Source organism: Klebsiella huaxiensis, from assembly GCF_003261575.2.
GTDB lineage: Bacteria > Pseudomonadota > Gammaproteobacteria > Enterobacterales > Enterobacteriaceae > Klebsiella > Klebsiella huaxiensis.
In genome coordinates this window covers 3,277,890-3,295,496 of record NZ_CP036175.1, presented here as the reverse complement: position 1 = coordinate 3,295,496, position 17,607 = coordinate 3,277,890, and the positions used below count along the sequence as shown (strand labels likewise).

16 protein-coding genes are annotated in these 17,607 nt (G+C 50.3%); 11 read left to right on the top strand and 5 right to left on the bottom strand.

What is annotated here, in order from left to right:
• Nucleotides 1-362 precede the first annotated feature (362 nt).
• The 3 genes from zntB to dbpA all read left to right on the top strand — a co-directional run bounded on the left by zntB (nt 363) and on the right by dbpA (nt 3,202).
• On the top strand, nt 363-1,346 hold the full coding sequence (zntB, locus tag DA718_RS15895) for a zinc transporter ZntB (RefSeq protein WP_112215671.1): 984 nt from the start codon (nt 363-365) through the stop codon (nt 1,344-1,346).
• Between the two features lie 277 nt (nt 1,347-1,623).
• The gene (ynaL, locus tag DA718_RS30955; RefSeq protein WP_112215672.1) at nt 1,624-1,809 is read left to right on the top strand and encodes a proline-rich small protein YnaL; all 186 of its coding nucleotides are present in this window, start codon (nt 1,624-1,626) and stop codon (nt 1,807-1,809) included.
• A gap of 19 nt (nt 1,810-1,828) precedes the next feature.
• A complete protein-coding gene (gene dbpA, locus DA718_RS15890) occupies nt 1,829-3,202 on the top strand; it encodes an ATP-dependent RNA helicase DbpA (RefSeq protein ID WP_112215770.1) in 1,374 nt (457 codons plus the stop codon).
• A gap of 43 nt (nt 3,203-3,245) precedes the next feature.
• Here the strand turns inward: dbpA and ttcA are convergent, their stop codons facing one another.
• From ttcA to nifJ, 5 genes are all read right to left on the bottom strand, one after another.
• On the bottom strand, nt 3,246-4,181 hold the full coding sequence (gene ttcA / locus DA718_RS15885; protein WP_112215673.1) for a tRNA 2-thiocytidine(32) synthetase TtcA: 936 nt from the start codon (nt 4,179-4,181) through the stop codon (nt 3,246-3,248).
• A gap of 189 nt (nt 4,182-4,370) precedes the next feature.
• On the bottom strand, nt 4,371-4,805 hold the full coding sequence (uspF, locus tag DA718_RS15880) for a universal stress protein UspF (protein WP_112215674.1): 435 nt from the start codon (nt 4,803-4,805) through the stop codon (nt 4,371-4,373).
• A gap of 82 nt (nt 4,806-4,887) precedes the next feature.
• A complete protein-coding gene (locus tag DA718_RS15875) occupies nt 4,888-5,100 on the bottom strand; it encodes a KTSC domain-containing protein (RefSeq protein ID WP_110273436.1) in 213 nt (70 codons plus the stop codon).
• A gap of 155 nt (nt 5,101-5,255) precedes the next feature.
• A complete protein-coding gene (ompC, locus tag DA718_RS15870; protein ID WP_110273435.1) occupies nt 5,256-6,362 on the bottom strand; it encodes a porin OmpC in 1,107 nt (368 codons plus the stop codon).
• 354 nt (nt 6,363-6,716) lie between these two features.
• On the bottom strand, nt 6,717-10,244 hold the full coding sequence (nifJ, locus tag DA718_RS15860) for a pyruvate:ferredoxin (flavodoxin) oxidoreductase (RefSeq protein WP_112215676.1): 3,528 nt from the start codon (nt 10,242-10,244) through the stop codon (nt 6,717-6,719).
• 455 nt (nt 10,245-10,699) lie between these two features.
• Between nifJ and DA718_RS15855 the strand changes: the two genes are divergently transcribed.
• The 8 genes from DA718_RS15855 to DA718_RS15820 all read left to right on the top strand — a co-directional run bounded on the left by DA718_RS15855 (nt 10,700) and on the right by DA718_RS15820 (nt 17,476).
• Complete coding sequence (locus DA718_RS15855) at nt 10,700-11,401, top strand: S24 family peptidase (protein ID WP_185928553.1); 702 nt, start codon at nt 10,700-10,702, stop codon at nt 11,399-11,401.
• Between the two features lie 429 nt (nt 11,402-11,830).
• Nucleotides 11,831-12,193: a transcriptional antitermination N peptide gene (locus DA718_RS15850; RefSeq protein WP_112215677.1), complete on the top strand. Its 363-nt coding sequence runs from the start codon at nt 11,831-11,833 to the stop codon at nt 12,191-12,193.
• Nucleotides 12,194-12,270: 77 nt separating this feature from the next.
• On the top strand, nt 12,271-12,663 hold the full coding sequence (locus DA718_RS15845; RefSeq protein ID WP_112215678.1) for a phage holin family protein: 393 nt from the start codon (nt 12,271-12,273) through the stop codon (nt 12,661-12,663).
• Nucleotides 12,653-12,928, top strand: coding sequence for a phage holin family protein (locus DA718_RS15840; protein ID WP_112215679.1), 276 nt, complete (start codon nt 12,653-12,655; stop codon nt 12,926-12,928). The genes DA718_RS15845 and DA718_RS15840 overlap by 11 nt, the downstream gene beginning before the upstream one ends.
• 140 nt (nt 12,929-13,068) lie before the next feature.
• On the top strand, nt 13,069-13,611 hold the full coding sequence (locus DA718_RS15835) for a glycoside hydrolase family 108 protein (protein WP_112215681.1): 543 nt from the start codon (nt 13,069-13,071) through the stop codon (nt 13,609-13,611).
• Nucleotides 13,612-13,884: 273 nt separating this feature from the next.
• The gene (locus DA718_RS15830) at nt 13,885-15,018 is read left to right on the top strand and encodes a tail fiber domain-containing protein (protein ID WP_167492777.1); all 1,134 of its coding nucleotides are present in this window, start codon (nt 13,885-13,887) and stop codon (nt 15,016-15,018) included.
• Nucleotides 15,019-15,101: 83 nt separating this feature from the next.
• A complete protein-coding gene (locus DA718_RS15825) occupies nt 15,102-17,180 on the top strand; it encodes a colicin-like bacteriocin tRNase domain-containing protein (RefSeq protein ID WP_167492776.1) in 2,079 nt (692 codons plus the stop codon).
• Nucleotides 17,177-17,476, top strand: coding sequence for a hypothetical protein (locus tag DA718_RS15820; RefSeq protein WP_112215684.1), 300 nt, complete (start codon nt 17,177-17,179; stop codon nt 17,474-17,476). The genes DA718_RS15825 and DA718_RS15820 overlap by 4 nt, the downstream gene beginning before the upstream one ends.
• Nucleotides 17,477-17,607: the final 131 nt, after the last annotated feature.

Sequence of the window (17,607 nt, the reverse complement as noted above, 5' to 3'; positions counted from 1 at the left end):
CAACTTGAAGTATGACGGGTATAAACTTGCAAAATATACATTCTCATCTATCTTTGTTGTGCTTATGACTATGGAGGATTAAAGCATGTGTACCCATTTGCACGACAACGCTCGTCAGTACGCAGAAGAGAAAAAATGAACGGCTTCCGCTAGCCTGCCATCCTACCAGCCTGTTTTTTGGCGGTGGCTGATAACGCGGGTTAGGCACAGTATCGCAAAACACATCCACAACCCGCCAACGGCGGGTTCTTTTTTCTCCCCTTCATTTTGCCAGCGAATTCAGCAGCATGCCTTGATTAACTCTTGCGTAACCGTAGTGTAAGGCTAGACTACGGAAATGTGCATGAGTTTACGGAGGTCCAGTGGACGCCATTAAGGGATCGGAACTGAACGTGTCGGATGCCGTTTTTGCATGGGTATTCGACGGGCAGGGCGGCGTTAAACCGCTGGCCGACAGCGACACCATCGATAAAGAGCATCCTTGCTGGCTGCATCTCAATTATACCCATGTTGATAGCGCGGAATGGCTGGCCGCAACGCCGCTGCTGCCTAATAACGTACGTGATGCGCTATCCGGGGAGAGCACTCGTCCCCGGGTCACGCGGATTGGTGATGGGGCGCTGATCACGCTGCGTTGTATCAACGGCAGTACCGATGAGCGGCCAGACCAGCTGGTGGCAATGCGCCTTTATATGGATGAGCGTTTAATCGTCTCGACCCGGCAGCGTAAAGTCCTGGCGCTGGACGATGTGCTTGGCGATTTACGTGAGGGTAATGGTCCGACAGACGGCGGTAGCTGGCTGGTGGACGTTTGCGATGCTCTGACCGATCACGCGAGCGAGTTTATCGAGCAGCTTCACGACCGCATTATCGATCTGGAAGATGACCTCCTGGATCAGCAGGTGCCGCCGCGCGGTTTTCTGGCGCTGTTGCGTAAACAGCTTATTGTCATGCGCCGCTATATGGCACCGCAGCGGGATGTCTATGCAAGACTTGCCAGTGAACGTCTGCCGTGGCTAACCGATGACCAGCGGCGGCGGATGCAGGATATTGCCGAGCGTCTGGGACGCGGGCTTGATGAGATTGATAGCTGCATTGCTCGCACGGCGATTATGAGCGATGAGATAGCGCAGATTATGCAGGAGTCGCTATCGCGCAGAACCTACACTATGTCGCTGATGGCGATGGTCTTTCTACCCAGCACCTTTTTAACCGGGCTGTTTGGCGTCAACCTCGGCGGTATTCCAGGCAACAGCTGGCATATGGGGTTTTCTATTTTTTGCATAATGTTAGTTGTTCTCATTGGCGGTGTTACATGGTGGTTGCATCGTAGTAAATGGCTGTAAAGAATCGCCTTTTTTCATAATGATGATGGTGAAAACCCGGCAATGTTTGAGCGAAATCAATAAACCACCTACCCATTCAGGGCAATATCTCTCTCGCAGGTGAATGCAACGTCAAGCGATGGGCGTTGCGCTCCATATTGTCTTACTTCCTTTTTTGAATTACTGCATAGCACAATTGATTCGTACGACGCCGACTTTAATGAGTCGGCTTTTTTTTGCGCTCTGTTTGTCAGCTTCTACGCTTAATTGGTGTACCCGCCCATAACCGGGAGTCAATATGCGTTATCAGCCACTGAACTCAATACCTATCTCACCTGAACCTAACGATCCGGTTCCGGTGCCCGATCCCAGACCGCGACCGCATCCGTTACCTGATCCTCCGCCTGATGATGAACCGATTAAATTGTCGCATCGGAAGCGGAGATCTGCGAGGATACGCGCCAGCAGATTGTCCGCCCTTTAATGTAATGCGAGAAATAATTGTGACCGCTTTTTCTACTCTGAATGTTTTGCCCGCCGCCCAGCTAGATAACCTGAATGAACTGGGATATCTCTCGATGACTCCGGTTCAGGCGGCGGCTTTGCCCGCGATTTTGGCCGGTAAAGATGTGCGCGTGCAGGCGAAAACCGGCAGCGGAAAAACGGCGGCATTTGGCCTCGGATTACTCCAGCACGTTGATGCATCGCTGTTCCTGACGCAGTCGTTGGTGCTGTGCCCGACGCGTGAACTGGCGGATCAGGTCGCAGGTGAACTGCGCCGTCTGGCACGTTTCCTGCCAAATATTAAAATTTTAACCTTGTGCGGCGGGCAGCCTTTTGGCGCGCAGCGTGATTCGCTACAGCATGCGCCGCATATTATCGTTGCCACACCGGGGCGTTTACTCGATCACCTGCAAAAAGGCACCGTGTCGCTGGATGCCCTGCAAACGCTGGTGATGGATGAGGCAGACCGCATGCTGGATATGGGGTTTAGCGACGCCATTGACGAAGTGATCCGCTATGCTCCGGCTTCGCGCCAGACGCTGCTGTTTTCTGCCACCTGGCCGCAAGCTATCGCGGCGATTAGCGGTCGTGTACAGAACAATCCGCAGACCATTGAAATTGATGCTGTTGATGCCATTCCGGCTATCGAACAACAGTTCTTTGAAACTTCGCAACACGGTAAAATCGCACTACTACAAAAGCTACTGAGTCAGCATCAGCCCGCCTCATGCGTGGTGTTCTGTAACACTAAAAAAGATTGCCAGGCCGTTTGCGATTCCCTGAACGCTGCCGGACAAAGCGCATTGTCGCTGCATGGCGATCTTGAACAGCGCGATCGTGACCAGACGCTGGTGCGCTTTGCCAACGGCAGCTCGCGCGTGCTGGTGGCGACAGATGTTGCCGCTCGCGGATTAGATATCAAGTCGCTGGAGCTGGTGGTGAACTACGAACTGGCCTGGGACCCGGAAGTTCACGTGCATCGCATTGGTCGTACTGCCCGTGCCGGTGAAAGTGGCCTGGCAATCAGCCTCTGCGCGCCGGAAGAGGCGCAGCGCGCGAATATTCTCGCAGAAATGCTGCAAATAAAGCTGAACTGGATGAACGGTCCGGCAACGAGCAATATTGTGCCGCTACAGGCGGAAATGGCGACGTTGTGTATTGATGGTGGCAAAAAGGCCAAGATGCGCGCGGGCGATGTGTTGGGAGCGCTAACGGGTGATATCGGTCTTGATGGTGCGGACATCGGTAAAATCAACGTCCATCCGGCTCATGTTTACGTTGCCGTTCGTCAGGGCGTGGCGCATAAGGCGTTTAAGCAACTGCAAAACGGTAAAATCAAAGGTAAAGCCTGCCGGGTTCGTTTGTTGAAATAAGCGTTGAAAACGCGTCTCAGGCTGTGGCCTGAGACGCTCGTCGTTATTTAACTTCCACTACGTTCAGACGCAGCTCATCGAGCTGTGCTTCGTCTTCTTCCGGTTGCCAGCCCGCAGGCTGCATTGGGATCTCTTCGCGATCGAATGCCAGATCGCCGCCGTCAACCACCGCTGAACCGTGGTTAATCCCTTTAAAGTCGAAAAGGTTGGTATCGCTGAGGTGAGATGGCACCACGTTTTGCATCGCGCTGAACATCGTTTCGATGCGTCCCGGATAGCGTTTATCCCAGTCGCGTAGCATATCGCCAATCACCTGACGCTGAAGGTTAGGCTGCGAGCCGCACAGGTTACACGGAATGATCGGGAACTCTTTCGCCTGAGAGAAGCGCTCGATATCTTTTTCGCGGCAATAGGCCAGCGGGCGGATAACGATATGCTTGCCGTCATCGCTCATCAGCTTCGGCGGCATGCCTTTCATCTTCCCACCGTAGAACATATTGAGGAACAGCGTTTGTAAGATGTCGTCGCGGTGGTGACCCAGGGCGATTTTGGTCGCGCCCAGCTCAGTGGCAGTACGATAAAGAATGCCGCGGCGCAGGCGCGAGCACAGCGAGCAGGTGGTTTTACCTTCCGGGATTTTTTCTTTAACGATGCCGTAGGTGTTCTCTTCAACAATTTTGTATTCAACACCCAACTGCTCAAGATATTCCGGCAGGATATGTGCCGGGAAGCCCGGCTGTTTTTGATCGAGGTTTACCGCGACCAGCGAGAAGGAAATCGGCGCGCTTCTTTGCAGATTACGCAGGATTTCCAGCATGGTGTAACTGTCTTTGCCACCGGAAAGGCAGACCATAATACGGTCGCCTTCTTCAATCATATTGAAATCGGCGATTGCCTCACCGACGTTGCGACGCAGGCGCTTTTGCAGCTTGTCGATGTTGTATTTTTCTTTCTTGCTAATTTCTTGATTTTGCAGCATTTAATAGTGGCTCAATTCATATTGTGGCATCAGAAGAGCACGCGTTCTGCCAGCATTCTATCGGTTTTTTGCTGGTGCGTAGCATGTGGCGTGTATGGTACGGATTAGCGAGGGGAATGTCAGCACATTTAAGGTTAAATACCCCTGAGGGGAAAGACAAAAAGCCCGCACGATGGCGGGCTAAGAGGGTTAACGCACGACCAGCACCGAACACTCGGCGTGGCGCACGACAGCGGCAGCGTTAGAACCCAGCAGATAGGTCGTAATATCCGGGCGATGCGATGAAATAATCACCAGGTCTGCGGGTAGCGATTTCGCCATCGCGAGGATTTTATCCTTCGGCGAACCTTCCGTAATGTGGAAATGGATGCGGTCTTCCGGGATATTAAACTTACTCACAATTTCCTTCAGCCGCGATTCAGATTCCGCTTTCAGTTCATCCATCGCAGGTAGCTCAGCGGTGTAGGCCATTCCCAGCGAAGCGTAATAGGGCAGGGAGGGAATGACGGTCAGGAAATGCACCTCGGCATCATCGATTCTGGCTTCTGCTTCAACATGCTTGATAACGCGGTCAGTTAATTCTGTATCGGAAATATCGATGGGCACAAGAATCATTCTGTTCATAAAACCTCCTGTTTAAGTAACCACTAAAAGTGTAGGCCATCCAGGCAATTATTGTACATTGACCACAATCACACTTTTACTATCAGGCGCAGCGGCGTTCGGTAAATTTACCTTTTATGACGCCATCGTAAAAACGACCTTTAGAAACAACTTGCAGGAAATTACGATAAATACGCGGCGGGACACCGATATACTGCAGCGTTTGGTTATCGCGAAAGCGTATTTCAAGAATACCGGAGGACTCGTCATAGGCGACGGAGGTGATTCGGGAAGATTTTACGGGCTGATGATTCATAATGGGTGTCCTCTACGGCTACGGCAGTTCTTGATAGCAATATATCATTCATCGGACGACTATTTTAAGGCATTAGATATATTGTTTTGATTTGACTGAGGCTGTTGAAGGAGTAAGAGTAGGAGAGAGCCCGCCGTTACCAGCGGGCCTTAACATTAGAACTGGTAAACCAGGCCCAATGCTACAACGTCATCAGTAGAAATGCCTCTGTTAGAATAGAAGCTGTCGTCTTCGTCCAGCAGGTTGATTTTGTAATCAACGTAGGTAGACATATTACGGTTGAAGTAATAGGTTGCACCGACATCAGCATATTTCACCAGGTCTTTGTCGCCATCGGTATTGCTCAGGTCTTTACCTTTAGACATCAGGAAAGAAACAGCCGGGCGCAGGCCGAAGTCGAACTGATACTGAGCGGTCACTTCGAAGTTCTGGGTTTTGTTCGCGACGCCGTTACCGTTGCCATACGGAGTCATGTTGCGAGTTTCTGAATACATGGTTGCCAGATAGATATTGTTGGCATCATATTTCAGGCCTGTCGTCCATGCTTCAGCTTTGTCGCCGCCGGCAGTGGTCTGGGTCATCTGATCGTTGGTGCGGTCAGAAGAGGTGTAAGCAGCAGCGGCGCTGATACCCATACCGAAATCATAAGAAGTAGACAGACCAAAGCCGTCGCCATTCGCGTTGCGCACGCTGCGGTCGCCGTTGTTGGTGCCTTCGCCGCTACCGGCGTTTTCGTTTTTACCCTGATACTGCAGGGCGAAGTTCAGACCGTTAACCAGACCGAAGAAGTCATTGTTACGGTAGGTTGCTACGCCGTTGGCGCGACCAGCCATGAAGTTGTCAGCCTGAGAGTAGGAGTCGCCACCGAACTCTGGCAGCATATCGGTCCAGCCTTCTACGTCGTACAGCACGCCATAGTTACGGCCGTAATCGAATGAACCGTAGTTAGCGAATTTCAGACCAGCAAACGCCAGACGGGTCCAGGACTGGTTGTCAGCCCCTTCGGTGTTGTTCGCCTGGACGTTGTATTCCCATTGGCCGTAACCGGTCAGTTGATCGTTAATCTGGGTTTCGCCTTTGAAGCCAAGACGAACGTAAGACTGATCGCCATTTTTAGAAGAGTCATCAGAGAAATAATGCAGACCGTCTACCTTGCCATAGAGGTCCAGTTTATTTCCGTCTTTATTATAAATCTCAGCGGAATGAGCAGCGCCAGCAGCTAATAATGCCGGGATAACGAGGGCCAGTACTTTTCTTTTCATTTAGACAATCCTTTAGCTGTTTTTGTTTTAGCTTCCTCAAGGGAAGTGAACTCATGCTAAAGGAGCGAATTAATATATGGTAAGTATCAATTGTTACGATATAAGTAAAATCTAAAACAAATAATACTAATGAAATGATGATAATTATAGTGAATGCTTTTATTGAAAACATATAAAATAAAAATTATACACGCCAATTTTAATGTCGTATTATCCGCCCGTTATATGCCTTTATTGTCATCCAAAATTTTTTTGCTGCCGTCCGTTCCTGAGAATGGTTTTTATTGGTCGGTTAAATGACAAGCCCGAATTGATATTCGGGCTTTTTTTATATGCTGAAAAAACGCCTGCGGTTTAACTTTCAGTCGCTGGTTTTTCAGCCTTACCGGCCAGCTGCGCGAGGAAGTCGTAGCGTTTTTGCAGATCTTTCGTTGCATCCTTCCACAACTGCTCCGCCACTTCCGGCTGCTGAGCATTCAGGCGACGGAAGCGCTGCTCGTTAAGCAACGTTTCTGCCAGCGCGTCTGACGGTGGACGAGAATCCAGCGCCAGTGGGAGCTTGCCTTCATCGGCGCGACGCGGGTCGAAGCGGTACAGCGGCCAGAATCCGGTGGCCGTCAGTTGACGCATCTGATCGTGGCTCAAGGCCAAATCGTAACCGTGCTCCTCGCAAGGGCTGTAGGCGATAATCAGCGACGGTCCCGGATAAGCCTCTGCTTCCTGAATCGCTTTTACCGTCTGGTTAAGCTGGGCACCCAGTGAAATCTGTGCAACGTAGACATGGCCGTACATCATCATGCTCACGCCGAGATCTTTACGTGCTTTGCGCTTACCGTGCTCACCAAACTTAGTGACTGCGCCCAGTGGGGTAGCCTTCGAGGCCTGGCCGCCGGTGTTGGAATAGCACTGGGTATCGAGCACCAGAATATTGACGTTTTCGGTCAGGCTCAGCACGTGGTCGAGCCCGCCAAAGCCAATATCGTAGGCCCATCCGTCGCCGCCGATCAGCCAGATAGATTTCTCCACCAGCGCATCGGCATCGGTTAACAGTTCCTTGGCACTCTCTTCATTTGCCAGAACCTTACGCAGTTCGGCAACCTGTTCACGGCGCACCTCAGGCGTTGCTTCTGCATGCAGCGCGTCGTTCAGCTCCGCCGGAAGCTTATCGGCAAACTCTGACAGCAGACGCATCACGCGCTGACGATGCTGATTGACGGTAAGGCGGAAGCCCAAACCAAATTCGGCGTTATCCTCGAACAGCGAGTTCGCCCACGCCGGGCCGCGGCCGTTAGCATCCGTGGTATATGGCGTAGAGGGGAGGTTACCGCCGTAGATTGATGAACAACCGGTGGCGTTGGCAATCAGCATCCGGTCGCCGTAAAGCTGGGTCAGCAGTTTGATATACGGCGTTTCGCCGCAGCCGGAGCAGGCCCCGGAGTATTCGAACAGCGGGCTAATCAGCTGCGATGTTCGGATATCAATACGTTCCAGCTTGCTGCGGTCAATTTCCGGCAGGTTGAGGAAGTAGTCATAATTCACTTTCTCTTCTTCAACGTGCTCAAGGCGCGACATCATATTGATGGCCTTGATTTCCGGGTTTTGCCGGTCTTTCGCCGGGCACACTTCGACGCAGAGATTACAACCGGTGCAATCTTCCGGCGCCACCTGCAATACATATTTCTGCCCGCGCATGTCGCGAGATTTCACATCCAGAGAGTGCAGGCTGGTCGGGGCGCTTTCCATCGCTTCCGGGGAGACCACTTTGGCGCGAATAGCCGAGTGCGGGCAGGCGGCGACGCAGTGGTTACACTGAGTACAAAGCTCTTCCTTCCAGATTGGGATCTCTTCGGCAATATTGCGTTTTTCCCAACGAGTGGTGCCCATTGGCCAGGTGCCGTCCGGTGGCAGAGCGGAAACCGGCAGCGCATCACCGAGCCCCGCCAGCATCGCGGCGGTCACCGTTTTGACAAAGTCTGGTGCGGCATCGGACACCACCGGCGGGCGGTTCGGGCTGTTGCCGTCGACCGGCTGTAACGGCACCTCTGCCAGCGACTCGCGGGCCATCGCCAGCGCCTGCCAGTTGCGTTCGACCAGTTCCTGACCTTTGCTGCTATAGCTTTTGGCAATAGCGCCCTGCAGCTCCGCCAGCGCGCTATCGCCCGGCAGGATTTGCGTCAGGTGGAAAAATGCCATCTGCATAACGGTGTTAATACGCGCGCCGAGGCTGCATTCGCGGGCGATTTTTGCCGCATTGACGATATAGAACCGCGCTTTTTTCTGATTCAACGTCGCCTGCACTTCCTGCGGCAGACGCGACCAGGCTTCATCAGCGCTGTAAGGTGTGTTGAGCAGGAAAATGCCGCCAGGCTTCAGACGCTCGACCATCTGATACTTGTCGATAAACTGGAGCTGATGACAGCCGACGAAGTCCGCCTGTGAAATCAGATAAGAAGAACGAATCGGTTTCTCGCTAACGCGCAGGTGTGAAACCGTCAGGCCGCCGGCTTTTTTTGAGTCATAGACGAAATAGCCCTGCGAGAACCACGGCGTTGAGTTGCCGATAATCTTGATATTATTTTTGGTGGCCGAGACGCTGCCGTCGCTGCCGAGACCGTAGAACAACGCTTCCAGCTTGGCTTCCGACGGCAGGGTATTTTCCACCAGCGGCAGGGAAAGGTTGGTAACGTCGTCATAGATTCCGACGGTAAAGCGCGGTTTCGGTTTGGCGGCGCTCAGTTCGTTGAAAATCGCCAGCACGCACTCCGGGCCGAACTCTTTGGAGGACAGTCCATAACGACCGCCAATTGTGCGCGGCAGAGTTTCGCGCTCGCCGCGGTTAAAGGCTTCCGCCAGAGCGGTCATCACGTCGAGATACAACGGTTCTGCCTGAGCCCCAGGTTCCTTAGTGCGGTCCAGTACTGCCACGGCGCGGGCGCTTTCCGGCAGGACTTCCAACAAATGAGCGGCAGAGAAGGGGCGGTAAAGACGAACTTTCAGCACGCCGACTTTTTCGCCACGGTTCAGCAATTCTTCAACCACTTCTTCACAGGTACCAATGGCCGAGCCCATGATCACAATGACGCGTTCTGCCTGCGGATGGCCGTAGAACTCAAACGGCTTGTACTGGCGTCCGGTGGCGGCGGCGAAATCGTTCATGGCGGTTTCGACATGATCGTAAACCGCGTCGTACCACGGGTTAGTTGCTTCGCGGGACTGGAAGTAAGTATCCGGGTTGGCGGAGGTACCACGGATCACCGGATGTTCCGGATTCAGCGCGCGCTGGCGATGTTCGTCAATTCTATCCTGCGGCAGCAGGCTACGGAGGGTATCGTCGGCCAGCGGAGCGATTTTATTGATTTCGTGCGAGGTGCGAAAACCATCGAAGAAATGAATAAATGGAACCCGGCTTTGCAGCGTGGCGATATGCGAAATCAGGGCAAAATCCTGCGCTTCCTGGACGCTGCTGGCGCAGAGCATCGCGCAACCGGTCTGGCGCACAGCCATCACATCAGAGTGATCGCCGAAGATAGAGAGCGCGTGGGTTGCCACGGTACGGGCAGCGACGTGCAGAACAAACGGCATCAGTTGGCCTGCCAGTTTGTACAGCGTCGGGATCATCAGCAGTAAACCCTGCGATGAAGTAAAAGAGGTTGAGAGGGCACCGGTTTGCAGCGCACCGTGTACGGCACCAATTGCCCCGGCCTCCGACTGCATTTCGACGACGCGGGGAACGTCGCCCCAGACGTTTTTCAGCCCGTTGCCAGCCCAGGCGTCCGCCTGTTCCGCCATCGTGGAGCTGGGCGTAATCGGGTAGATGGCGATAACTTCACTGGTGCGAAACGCGACTGAGGCGGCCGCGCCATTACCGTCGATAGTGATCATATTCAATACTCACATTGCTTAATTTTTGATAAATATAAAATTTATGCTCAAGGACACTCCCTGAGCATTTGCTTATGTTTTTCTTGCAACCCGACATCAGCGCAACCTTACAGGATTCTTATCAATTCATTTTTGACGAGCGCTGTGTTACCCCGTTTGCGACTGCTTGTTTTAAGTATAGACGCCAAAGAACCAGGCTTTTTTGATCTCCAGGCGCTACAAAATCCATAAGTTAGATAAATTAGTTCAGCTTGAGCATAGAGACTCGCGTATGGACGACACCCTACACCAAAATTGAGTGCGCCATTTTTCCATAAGTAGCAATGTTGTCGATTTCCGTTCGGCACCTGGAAGATGATGAAGCGTGGGCATTGATGATGATTACCTATAGGTAATTTTATGAGTATTTGCTATATTTTGCCCATCTGATGGTAAATGACGTTAAAATCGCTCCTATGGACAAATACGAAACCCGGCGGCAACGCCTGCTCTATATCCGCGATAATTTATGTGGCGGAAAAGCCGTTGATGTGGCCCGAACCATTGGTCGGGAGCCTTCTTATGTCTCACGGATGCTCTACCCCGAAGGTAAGAAGCAAAAGAAAAGGATAGCTGACGAGATGGTCGAACTTATTGAATCTTCATTCAATCTGCCCCGTGGATGGATGGACGGTATTACCGGGAGTATTGATAGCGTGGGCGAACGAGTGGAAAACTCACCACAGATACAATACGTTATTGAAGTTCTGGATGCACAAGCCAGCGCTGGACCCGGTTGCATTGTTTCAAGTGAAGTTGATGAAACCGTCAGCAGTATCACCTATGACTCCGTCGGCGCGCTCAGGCTTTTTGGTAACCGACCCGCAGAGAATATCAAAGTGATCACGGTATCCGGCGATAGCATGTCAGGCACGATTGAAACTGGCGACTATATCTTTATTGATGTATCGAAAGATTACTTCGAAGGTGACGGCATCTATGTCTTCTCATTTAAAGGCGCGGTGTTGGTAAAACGTCTACAGTTCACTGCCGATGGCCTGCTTGTGCATTCAGATAACAGTAAATATGCCGACTGGACGATTGGCGAAAGCCATGAACAATATCTGAAAATTATCGGTCGCGTTATCTATAGCCACAGCGTTAAACGCTTCGTGTAAATTCGGCCTGCACGTCAGGCGTGCAGATGCGTCGTGTCAAAGCCTTATTGAGAATGTTCCACGGGCTCCGCTATCAGGGTTGCTTATGCCATCGCATAGGCAACACTTGTACTCTTCCATCTCCTTTCCGACTCTCCCGTCAAATAAGTTATGCATAAAAATCCTTTATTTTCATGTAATTATCATTTTAAATGGAAAAATATACCCGTGGGTATTTATTTTTAAGTAACCTTAAGGTATCTTTATTTCATCAACACGATTTAACTCAATCATCCTGATGATGAGATACAACGATTCAGTAATGAATCTACGTGGCTGAAAAGCCAGTTTCCTCAAATAATGAACTTTGGGATGGGGTTTCCAATAAGGCTCGTTTAAGCGAATGTCTCCGCTATGACCGTACCACCAAAGATCATTAAGGAGGCTGTTATGTCCCGTCGAACCGCGTTTAAGGGTTCTGCTGCGGGCCGACGCCGTGAACGTCGCTCGCACTTGCAAAATCCTGAAACCCTCACTGCAGATGTTCTGCATCGACCGACGCCTGGTCGCGCTCAGATTCAGGCCAAAGGAGTACATCATACGCCGGACTCTATTGATAACGCTGTGCCTATAAAATTTATTGCTCAGGATGTTATCTGGCAACGTGAAGAATACAAACGCCAAATTGAGCGAGCGGCAATTATTTATCAACAAGAGTTTGGGCATAAATATATAGAATCCGCTGACTATTTTTGCCATCGGGCGATCTATGCACTTGGTTTACAAAAAAGAAAGAAAATAACGGCGAGGTAACCGTAGTGTAAGTATGAAAAATTATTCTGCACTTCGGTATTTACCATCATCACTCACAGTGAAAGAAGGGAGGGTAAATGTCTGATCCTGTTTCCGGTACATCGCTAGTTGTTGCTGGTGGACTAATGGGAGCTGGTATGTTTGGGTTGGTAACAGGTATTGATTATGGCGTTGTTTTTGGGGCTTTTGCTGGTGCGGTATTTTATGTGGCAACTGCGGTAAATATTACCCGCTTTCGATTGGCCGCTTATTTCATGACTTCCTTTATTGTTGGTGTCCTGGGAGCAGGGTTAATCGGGACGAAACTGGCATCCTGGACAGGGTATAGTGAAAGGCCATTAGACGCGCTGGGTGCGGTGCTGATATCTGCACTTATTATTAAGATCCTCACGTTTCTGAATAATCAAGAACTAACCGATTTGTACAAAATATTAAACCGGCATAATAATGAGCGTACGAATGGAAAATAACCTTCCTGCACTGGTTAATTCAGTTCTCTGTGCTTTTATTACCCTAAATTTGATGTTTTATCGCCGTGTCCAGCTCAGGAGATATCGGCCATGGGTATCGTGTACAGCATATTTACTCGTGATTACCTATGCCAGCATACCGTTCCGCTATTTGTTCGGCTTATATGAGTCGACCCACTGGTTGGTTGTTGTAGTCAATTTTTTCGTTTTTATGGCTGTGTTTCGTGCGAAAGGGAATATTGCACATTTAATCGACACACCCTAAATAATTCGAGTTGCAGGACAAGGCACTCGTGCCTTGAATAGCGCTTGCGCTGGCCCCGAAGGGCGAGGCTCATGGATGAGCCGAGTAACAAAGCCAACGCACATGCAACTTGAAGTATGACGGGTATAAATGAGGTGTGTATGAACAAAGATGACATTTTTAATACCATTTTGGATAAGGAGGGCGGTTATGTAAATCATCCGGATGATAAAGGTGGGGCGACAAACTGGGGAATTACTCAGGTGACCGCCCGGGCCCATGGCTATGATGGCGATATGCGAAAGCTGACGCGTCAGCGAGCGCTGGATATTCTCAATGCTGACTACTGGATTGCGCCCCGGTTTGATCAGGTTGCTGACATATCTGCCACTATCGCTGAAAAGTTGTGTGATGCTGGTGTCAACATGGGACCGTCATTACCAAGCAAGTGGCTTCAACGGTGGCTAAATGCTTTTAATCATCGTGGAATGCTCTATCCGGATCTCATATCGGATGGAGTTATTGGCCCCAGAACCTTAAATGCGTTGAGTCTTTATCTTATCCGCAGAGGGAAAGAGGGAGAGAACGTATTACTTCGAGCACTGAATTGTAGCCAGGGACAGTATTATCTGGAGCTGGTTGAAAAGTATGATTCCAATGAATCATTTGTATATGGCTGGTTGAAAGCGAGAGTGCTTATATAACTGCCTGTTTATATAAAGTAGTGTTAATTTTACTCTTGAAGAAAATGTTCTGAACTAATTTTAATAAATATTATTAGTTTAGTGGCTGTAATCTGGGGGGGTTAAATATGCCTAATGATTTGACTCTCTCGAATTCTTCTCATCTGCCGTTGCTGAGGAAATCGACTTAAATTAGTTGTGATCAACGGTCGACAGTGAAAGTACAGATATAAGCGCTACGAGAAAATAATTTTTATACAGTAAGCATTTAGCAATTAATAAGGAAAAATGAATATGGCTGACCAAAAAAAGAATGCACAAGTTTTAAATGGTATTAACGACGATATTTCCGAAATGAAATCACTAACCGCACTTCGTAAGCGCATCGTTAGTGATGGCGAGGTAGTTTCAAAAGCGGCTAATGCATTTCGGCTTGCAAACGGAAATACTGGTGTCATTCTCCGTAACGATGGTAAAGATTTTTACGCCCTGACTACGGTCACCGGGCAAGCTCAAAATGGTCAGTGGAATACACTTCGACCGTTTTCATTCAATTTGTCTTCTGGTCGCGTCTCTCTGCGAAACGGGGTCGACATTTCTGGTGGTGCATTCATTTCTCATAATGCGGGTATTACAGCAAAGACTACGGGCCCTGACCCACTTATTAATGGGCAGACTTACCGCGCTGCAGATATTCACACTGATTTTACCACTGGCAAAATAACTACCACGATGCTGATGGGATCCCGGATTATTACCGGAAAGGAAGATTACGGATTAATTTCTTACAGGGATATGAAGGGAAGTTGGAACGAACTGCATCTGAAACCGCGAGCAGAGCTATCGGTCGGTCGACTGACAAAACGTAATACTGACGGGTGGATCAAAGCTGATGGTGTCTACAATACGAACAGTAATAAGGACAGGAAAACCAATGGGATATGGTTCCAGGGCATAAGTGATTTATCCGCAGATTTTTACCATTACGAACGCATTGGTCAACACCATTTCCTCGGGCTTCATGTCGCTAATGGTGGATCTCAGGGCTGGTATGAATTCCGTAACGACGGACATGCTTACACAAATGGTGCCTGGCACAGCAGTTCCGATGTGCGAATGAAAACTCAGGTTGAAAAAATTGGTAATGCGTTGGAAAAACTCGACAGTATTGGTGGTTACACTTACCTCAAACAGGGCGTATCGGAAGCCGGGGTGATTGCTCAGGAAGTAGAGAGTGTACTGCCACAGGCGGTGACGCAGACAGCTCTGACACTCAATGACGGCAGGGTGCTTGGTGATGCCCGCGCAGTCAACATCAACGCCGTAGTGGCCCTGCTGGTTGAGGCGCTCAGAGAAGAGAAACTGGCCAGAAAGGCACTGGAAGTCCGTTTTCAGTCTCTGGAGAACGCCGATGCTGTACAACGCTGAAACCACCATCTCTGATTTGATGGAGACTTGCACACAAGTCTCCTGTCTGCAACTGGCTTGGGATGCGTCCACAGGGAGTGTTTATGAGTGATATTAATTACGATCCGGCTAGCTATAATAACGGCGTTCCCCCAGAACCCGGTGTTGTCTGGAACGGGGATACATGGGGCTGGCCAACCCGCGGATATGATATTCCACCGCTGCCGGGGGATACAGAAACACTGATGGTCACCCCAAAAGGAACGCAGGATGATACCTGGCCTAAACGACCGGATATTAAAGAGTGGTATGTCCCTGGAGAAAAAACCTTTGACCCGGTAACTGGCAATGGCTGGGTGCCGGAGGAGGATGGCTACAATGAGGCCCTGCCGGCCGGTGTGCCGGAGGAGATGCAGGCTGCAATAAAAAAGGTTAAAGGGGCCCCTCTAAAAGGCGGTATGTCCGCAGTAGATATCTGGAAGCTGAAACCTGCGCCTTGGTACCCGGGTAAAAACAAAGTCATCGACCCGGTTTTCATCTGGTTTCCCTTACAGGCGCTGACGGACAGTAACATCTCTGCGATGTCTTCTGCCCCTGAAAGTATACCGGTACATACTCGCATCCTGGATGATGTCCAGGGGGGAACGCAGCTAATTTCTGCTGTGTCGGTTGGGGCCAGCGAGTATAACCTCCCTGTGGTGAAAGCCGTTGTCCGCGGAAATTATTACGCTATCGGGCGCCTGCCGGGGGTTATGCGTACCAATACTTTTGAGTTTTCAGCAAAATCCCCGCGGAAGAACCCTCGCTTTCTCTGGGATGCAGTGAAAGTTAGGGGAGACCTGCGTGAGGCCGGATTTACGGTTGGCGCTAATACCAGCGATTTTATCGTTTGGTTCCCTCAAGGCAGCGGAGTGGAGCCGCTGTATTTTTCCATGACCATGCAGATGCCGACTGAGCCACTACAGCGTCGTCAGGAGGTTGAAAACAACGCCAGAGCTGAAGCTGGCAAGCTTCGGGCTGAAGCGGAAGCAAATGAAGCGACCCGTAAGGCCCTGTTCGCAAAGGCCGGGGTTCAGAATCCCCCTGTTTACACGCTGGAAATGGTAAACGCAGCCACCACTGCGATGATGGCACCCGGTGTGACGTTGTTAGGCCGGGCTCCGGGTATGACACAATTGTCCGCCGCGGCAACCACCCTTTCACGTGCTACCAGTGCAGTGATGACGGGGAGTGCTGAGCTATCAGGATGGTTTTCCTCAGCTCTCTGGCGGGGGGCTGTGGGAACTGCCACAGCCAGTGCTGCCGGACCTATGGCGGCGGTGGCATCAACGATATTCTTCTCGCCTCCCGTAGGTGCAGGTAGTGATAAAGTTCCCGGACGGGATATTGAAATGCTGGCTGCTCAGGCCCGTCTGTTCACTGCCGGAAAGGTGAATATCGAGCCGGGGATGAAAAGTATCAACCTGCCGGTGCGTGGTTTCATCTCCACGAACAGTGACGGACGGCAGTCAGTAAACTTAGTGAAGACCGGCACCAGTGGTGTATCCCCGACGGTTCCTGTGCTGAATGCAGTACGCGACAAAGCTACCGGGCTGGATAAAATTACAGTGCCAGCGGTGGCTGGTGCTCCGTCGCGTACCATCCTGGTTAATCCAGTACCGCTCGGCCCTGCGGCACCATCACACACCGGGAATAACTCCCCGGTACCAGTGACGCCGGTACATACTGGCACAGAAGTGAAGCAGGCCGACAGTATCGTCACCACTACGTTCCCGATAGCAGACCTCCTGCCTCTGCAGGACCTCATCTACTGGCAGCCTGATGTGACGGGAACTGGAGTGGAGCCTATTTATGTTATGTTGAATAGTTCTCCAAAATCAGTTAATCATAAGCACAAGCATTATCCACCTAAAGGAGTACCTTGGAAGGATATTGTTAGTACAACGGCTAATGGAGGGAGCGCTAAATTTAAACCAGATGTTAATATTCCTGAAATTGATACCGATGCATGGGCAAATGGACAAATAACATCTAAACATCCAACATGGAAGGTCAAAAAATATGATCGTGTAATTGGTGCTTATGCTGGAAAAGAGACCCAATGGGTTGTTGTTAAAGAGTCGCAGGGGGTTATTCACTCTCACCCCATATCGGAACAGAAAGCCAGGGAGTACATGAAATGAGTATCAACCGTACAGATATAGATTTCAAAGGTGGAGTGGTGACTGATGATACGCTATTTATCACGGATTTTGATGGTTCAGTTGGTTATATCGATGAAGATATATTGCTAGTAGAATATGCAAATAATTTTGCAATAGATATATCCTTCCATGAGGGTTCAAATGATTTAAGTGTTAACGTTATAAGTGGAAGCAACTGGGACAACCCTGTATACCGAAAAGTTATAGGGCTTCGTGATAAAGCAGGGTTGTTGAAGTCAATCAAGGAAGCTATTGATATCGCAGTTAACAGTTAGAAAGACCATGTGATTAAAGATAACTGGACCGCATCAAATTATCTCCGTCCAGAAAATATGGTATCGGAAGGCTTTTCCCGAGAGCAAACCGCCTACTACAGGGCGGTTTTTTATCGATAAAAGAACAGGGC

Excerpts from the sequence above, each read along its gene's own strand:
- ynaL (WP_112215672.1), top strand. The coding sequence starts at position 1,624 with ATGCGTTATCAGCCACTGAACTCAATACCTATCTCACCTGAACCTAAC.
- ttcA (WP_112215673.1), bottom strand. The coding sequence starts at position 4,181 with ATGCTGCAAAATCAAGAAATTAGCAAGAAAGAAAAATACAACATCGAC.
- uspF (WP_112215674.1), bottom strand. The coding sequence starts at position 4,805 with ATGAACAGAATGATTCTTGTGCCCATCGATATTTCCGATACAGAATTA.
- DA718_RS15875 (WP_110273436.1), bottom strand. The coding sequence starts at position 5,100 with ATGAATCATCAGCCCGTAAAATCTTCCCGAATCACCTCCGTCGCCTAT.
- ompC (WP_110273435.1), bottom strand. The coding sequence starts at position 6,362 with ATGAAAAGAAAAGTACTGGCCCTCGTTATCCCGGCATTATTAGCTGCT.
- nifJ (WP_112215676.1), bottom strand. The coding sequence starts at position 10,244 with ATGATCACTATCGACGGTAATGGCGCGGCCGCCTCAGTCGCGTTTCGC.
- DA718_RS15855 (WP_185928553.1), top strand. The coding sequence starts at position 10,700 with ATGGACAAATACGAAACCCGGCGGCAACGCCTGCTCTATATCCGCGAT.
- DA718_RS15850 (WP_112215677.1), top strand. The coding sequence starts at position 11,831 with ATGTCCCGTCGAACCGCGTTTAAGGGTTCTGCTGCGGGCCGACGCCGT.
- DA718_RS15845 (WP_112215678.1), top strand. The coding sequence starts at position 12,271 with ATGTCTGATCCTGTTTCCGGTACATCGCTAGTTGTTGCTGGTGGACTA.
- DA718_RS15840 (WP_112215679.1), top strand. The coding sequence starts at position 12,653 with ATGGAAAATAACCTTCCTGCACTGGTTAATTCAGTTCTCTGTGCTTTT.
- DA718_RS15835 (WP_112215681.1), top strand. The coding sequence starts at position 13,069 with ATGAACAAAGATGACATTTTTAATACCATTTTGGATAAGGAGGGCGGT.
- DA718_RS15830 (WP_167492777.1), top strand. The coding sequence starts at position 13,885 with ATGGCTGACCAAAAAAAGAATGCACAAGTTTTAAATGGTATTAACGAC.
- DA718_RS15825 (WP_167492776.1), top strand. The coding sequence starts at position 15,102 with ATGAGTGATATTAATTACGATCCGGCTAGCTATAATAACGGCGTTCCC.
- DA718_RS15820 (WP_112215684.1), top strand. The coding sequence starts at position 17,177 with ATGAGTATCAACCGTACAGATATAGATTTCAAAGGTGGAGTGGTGACT.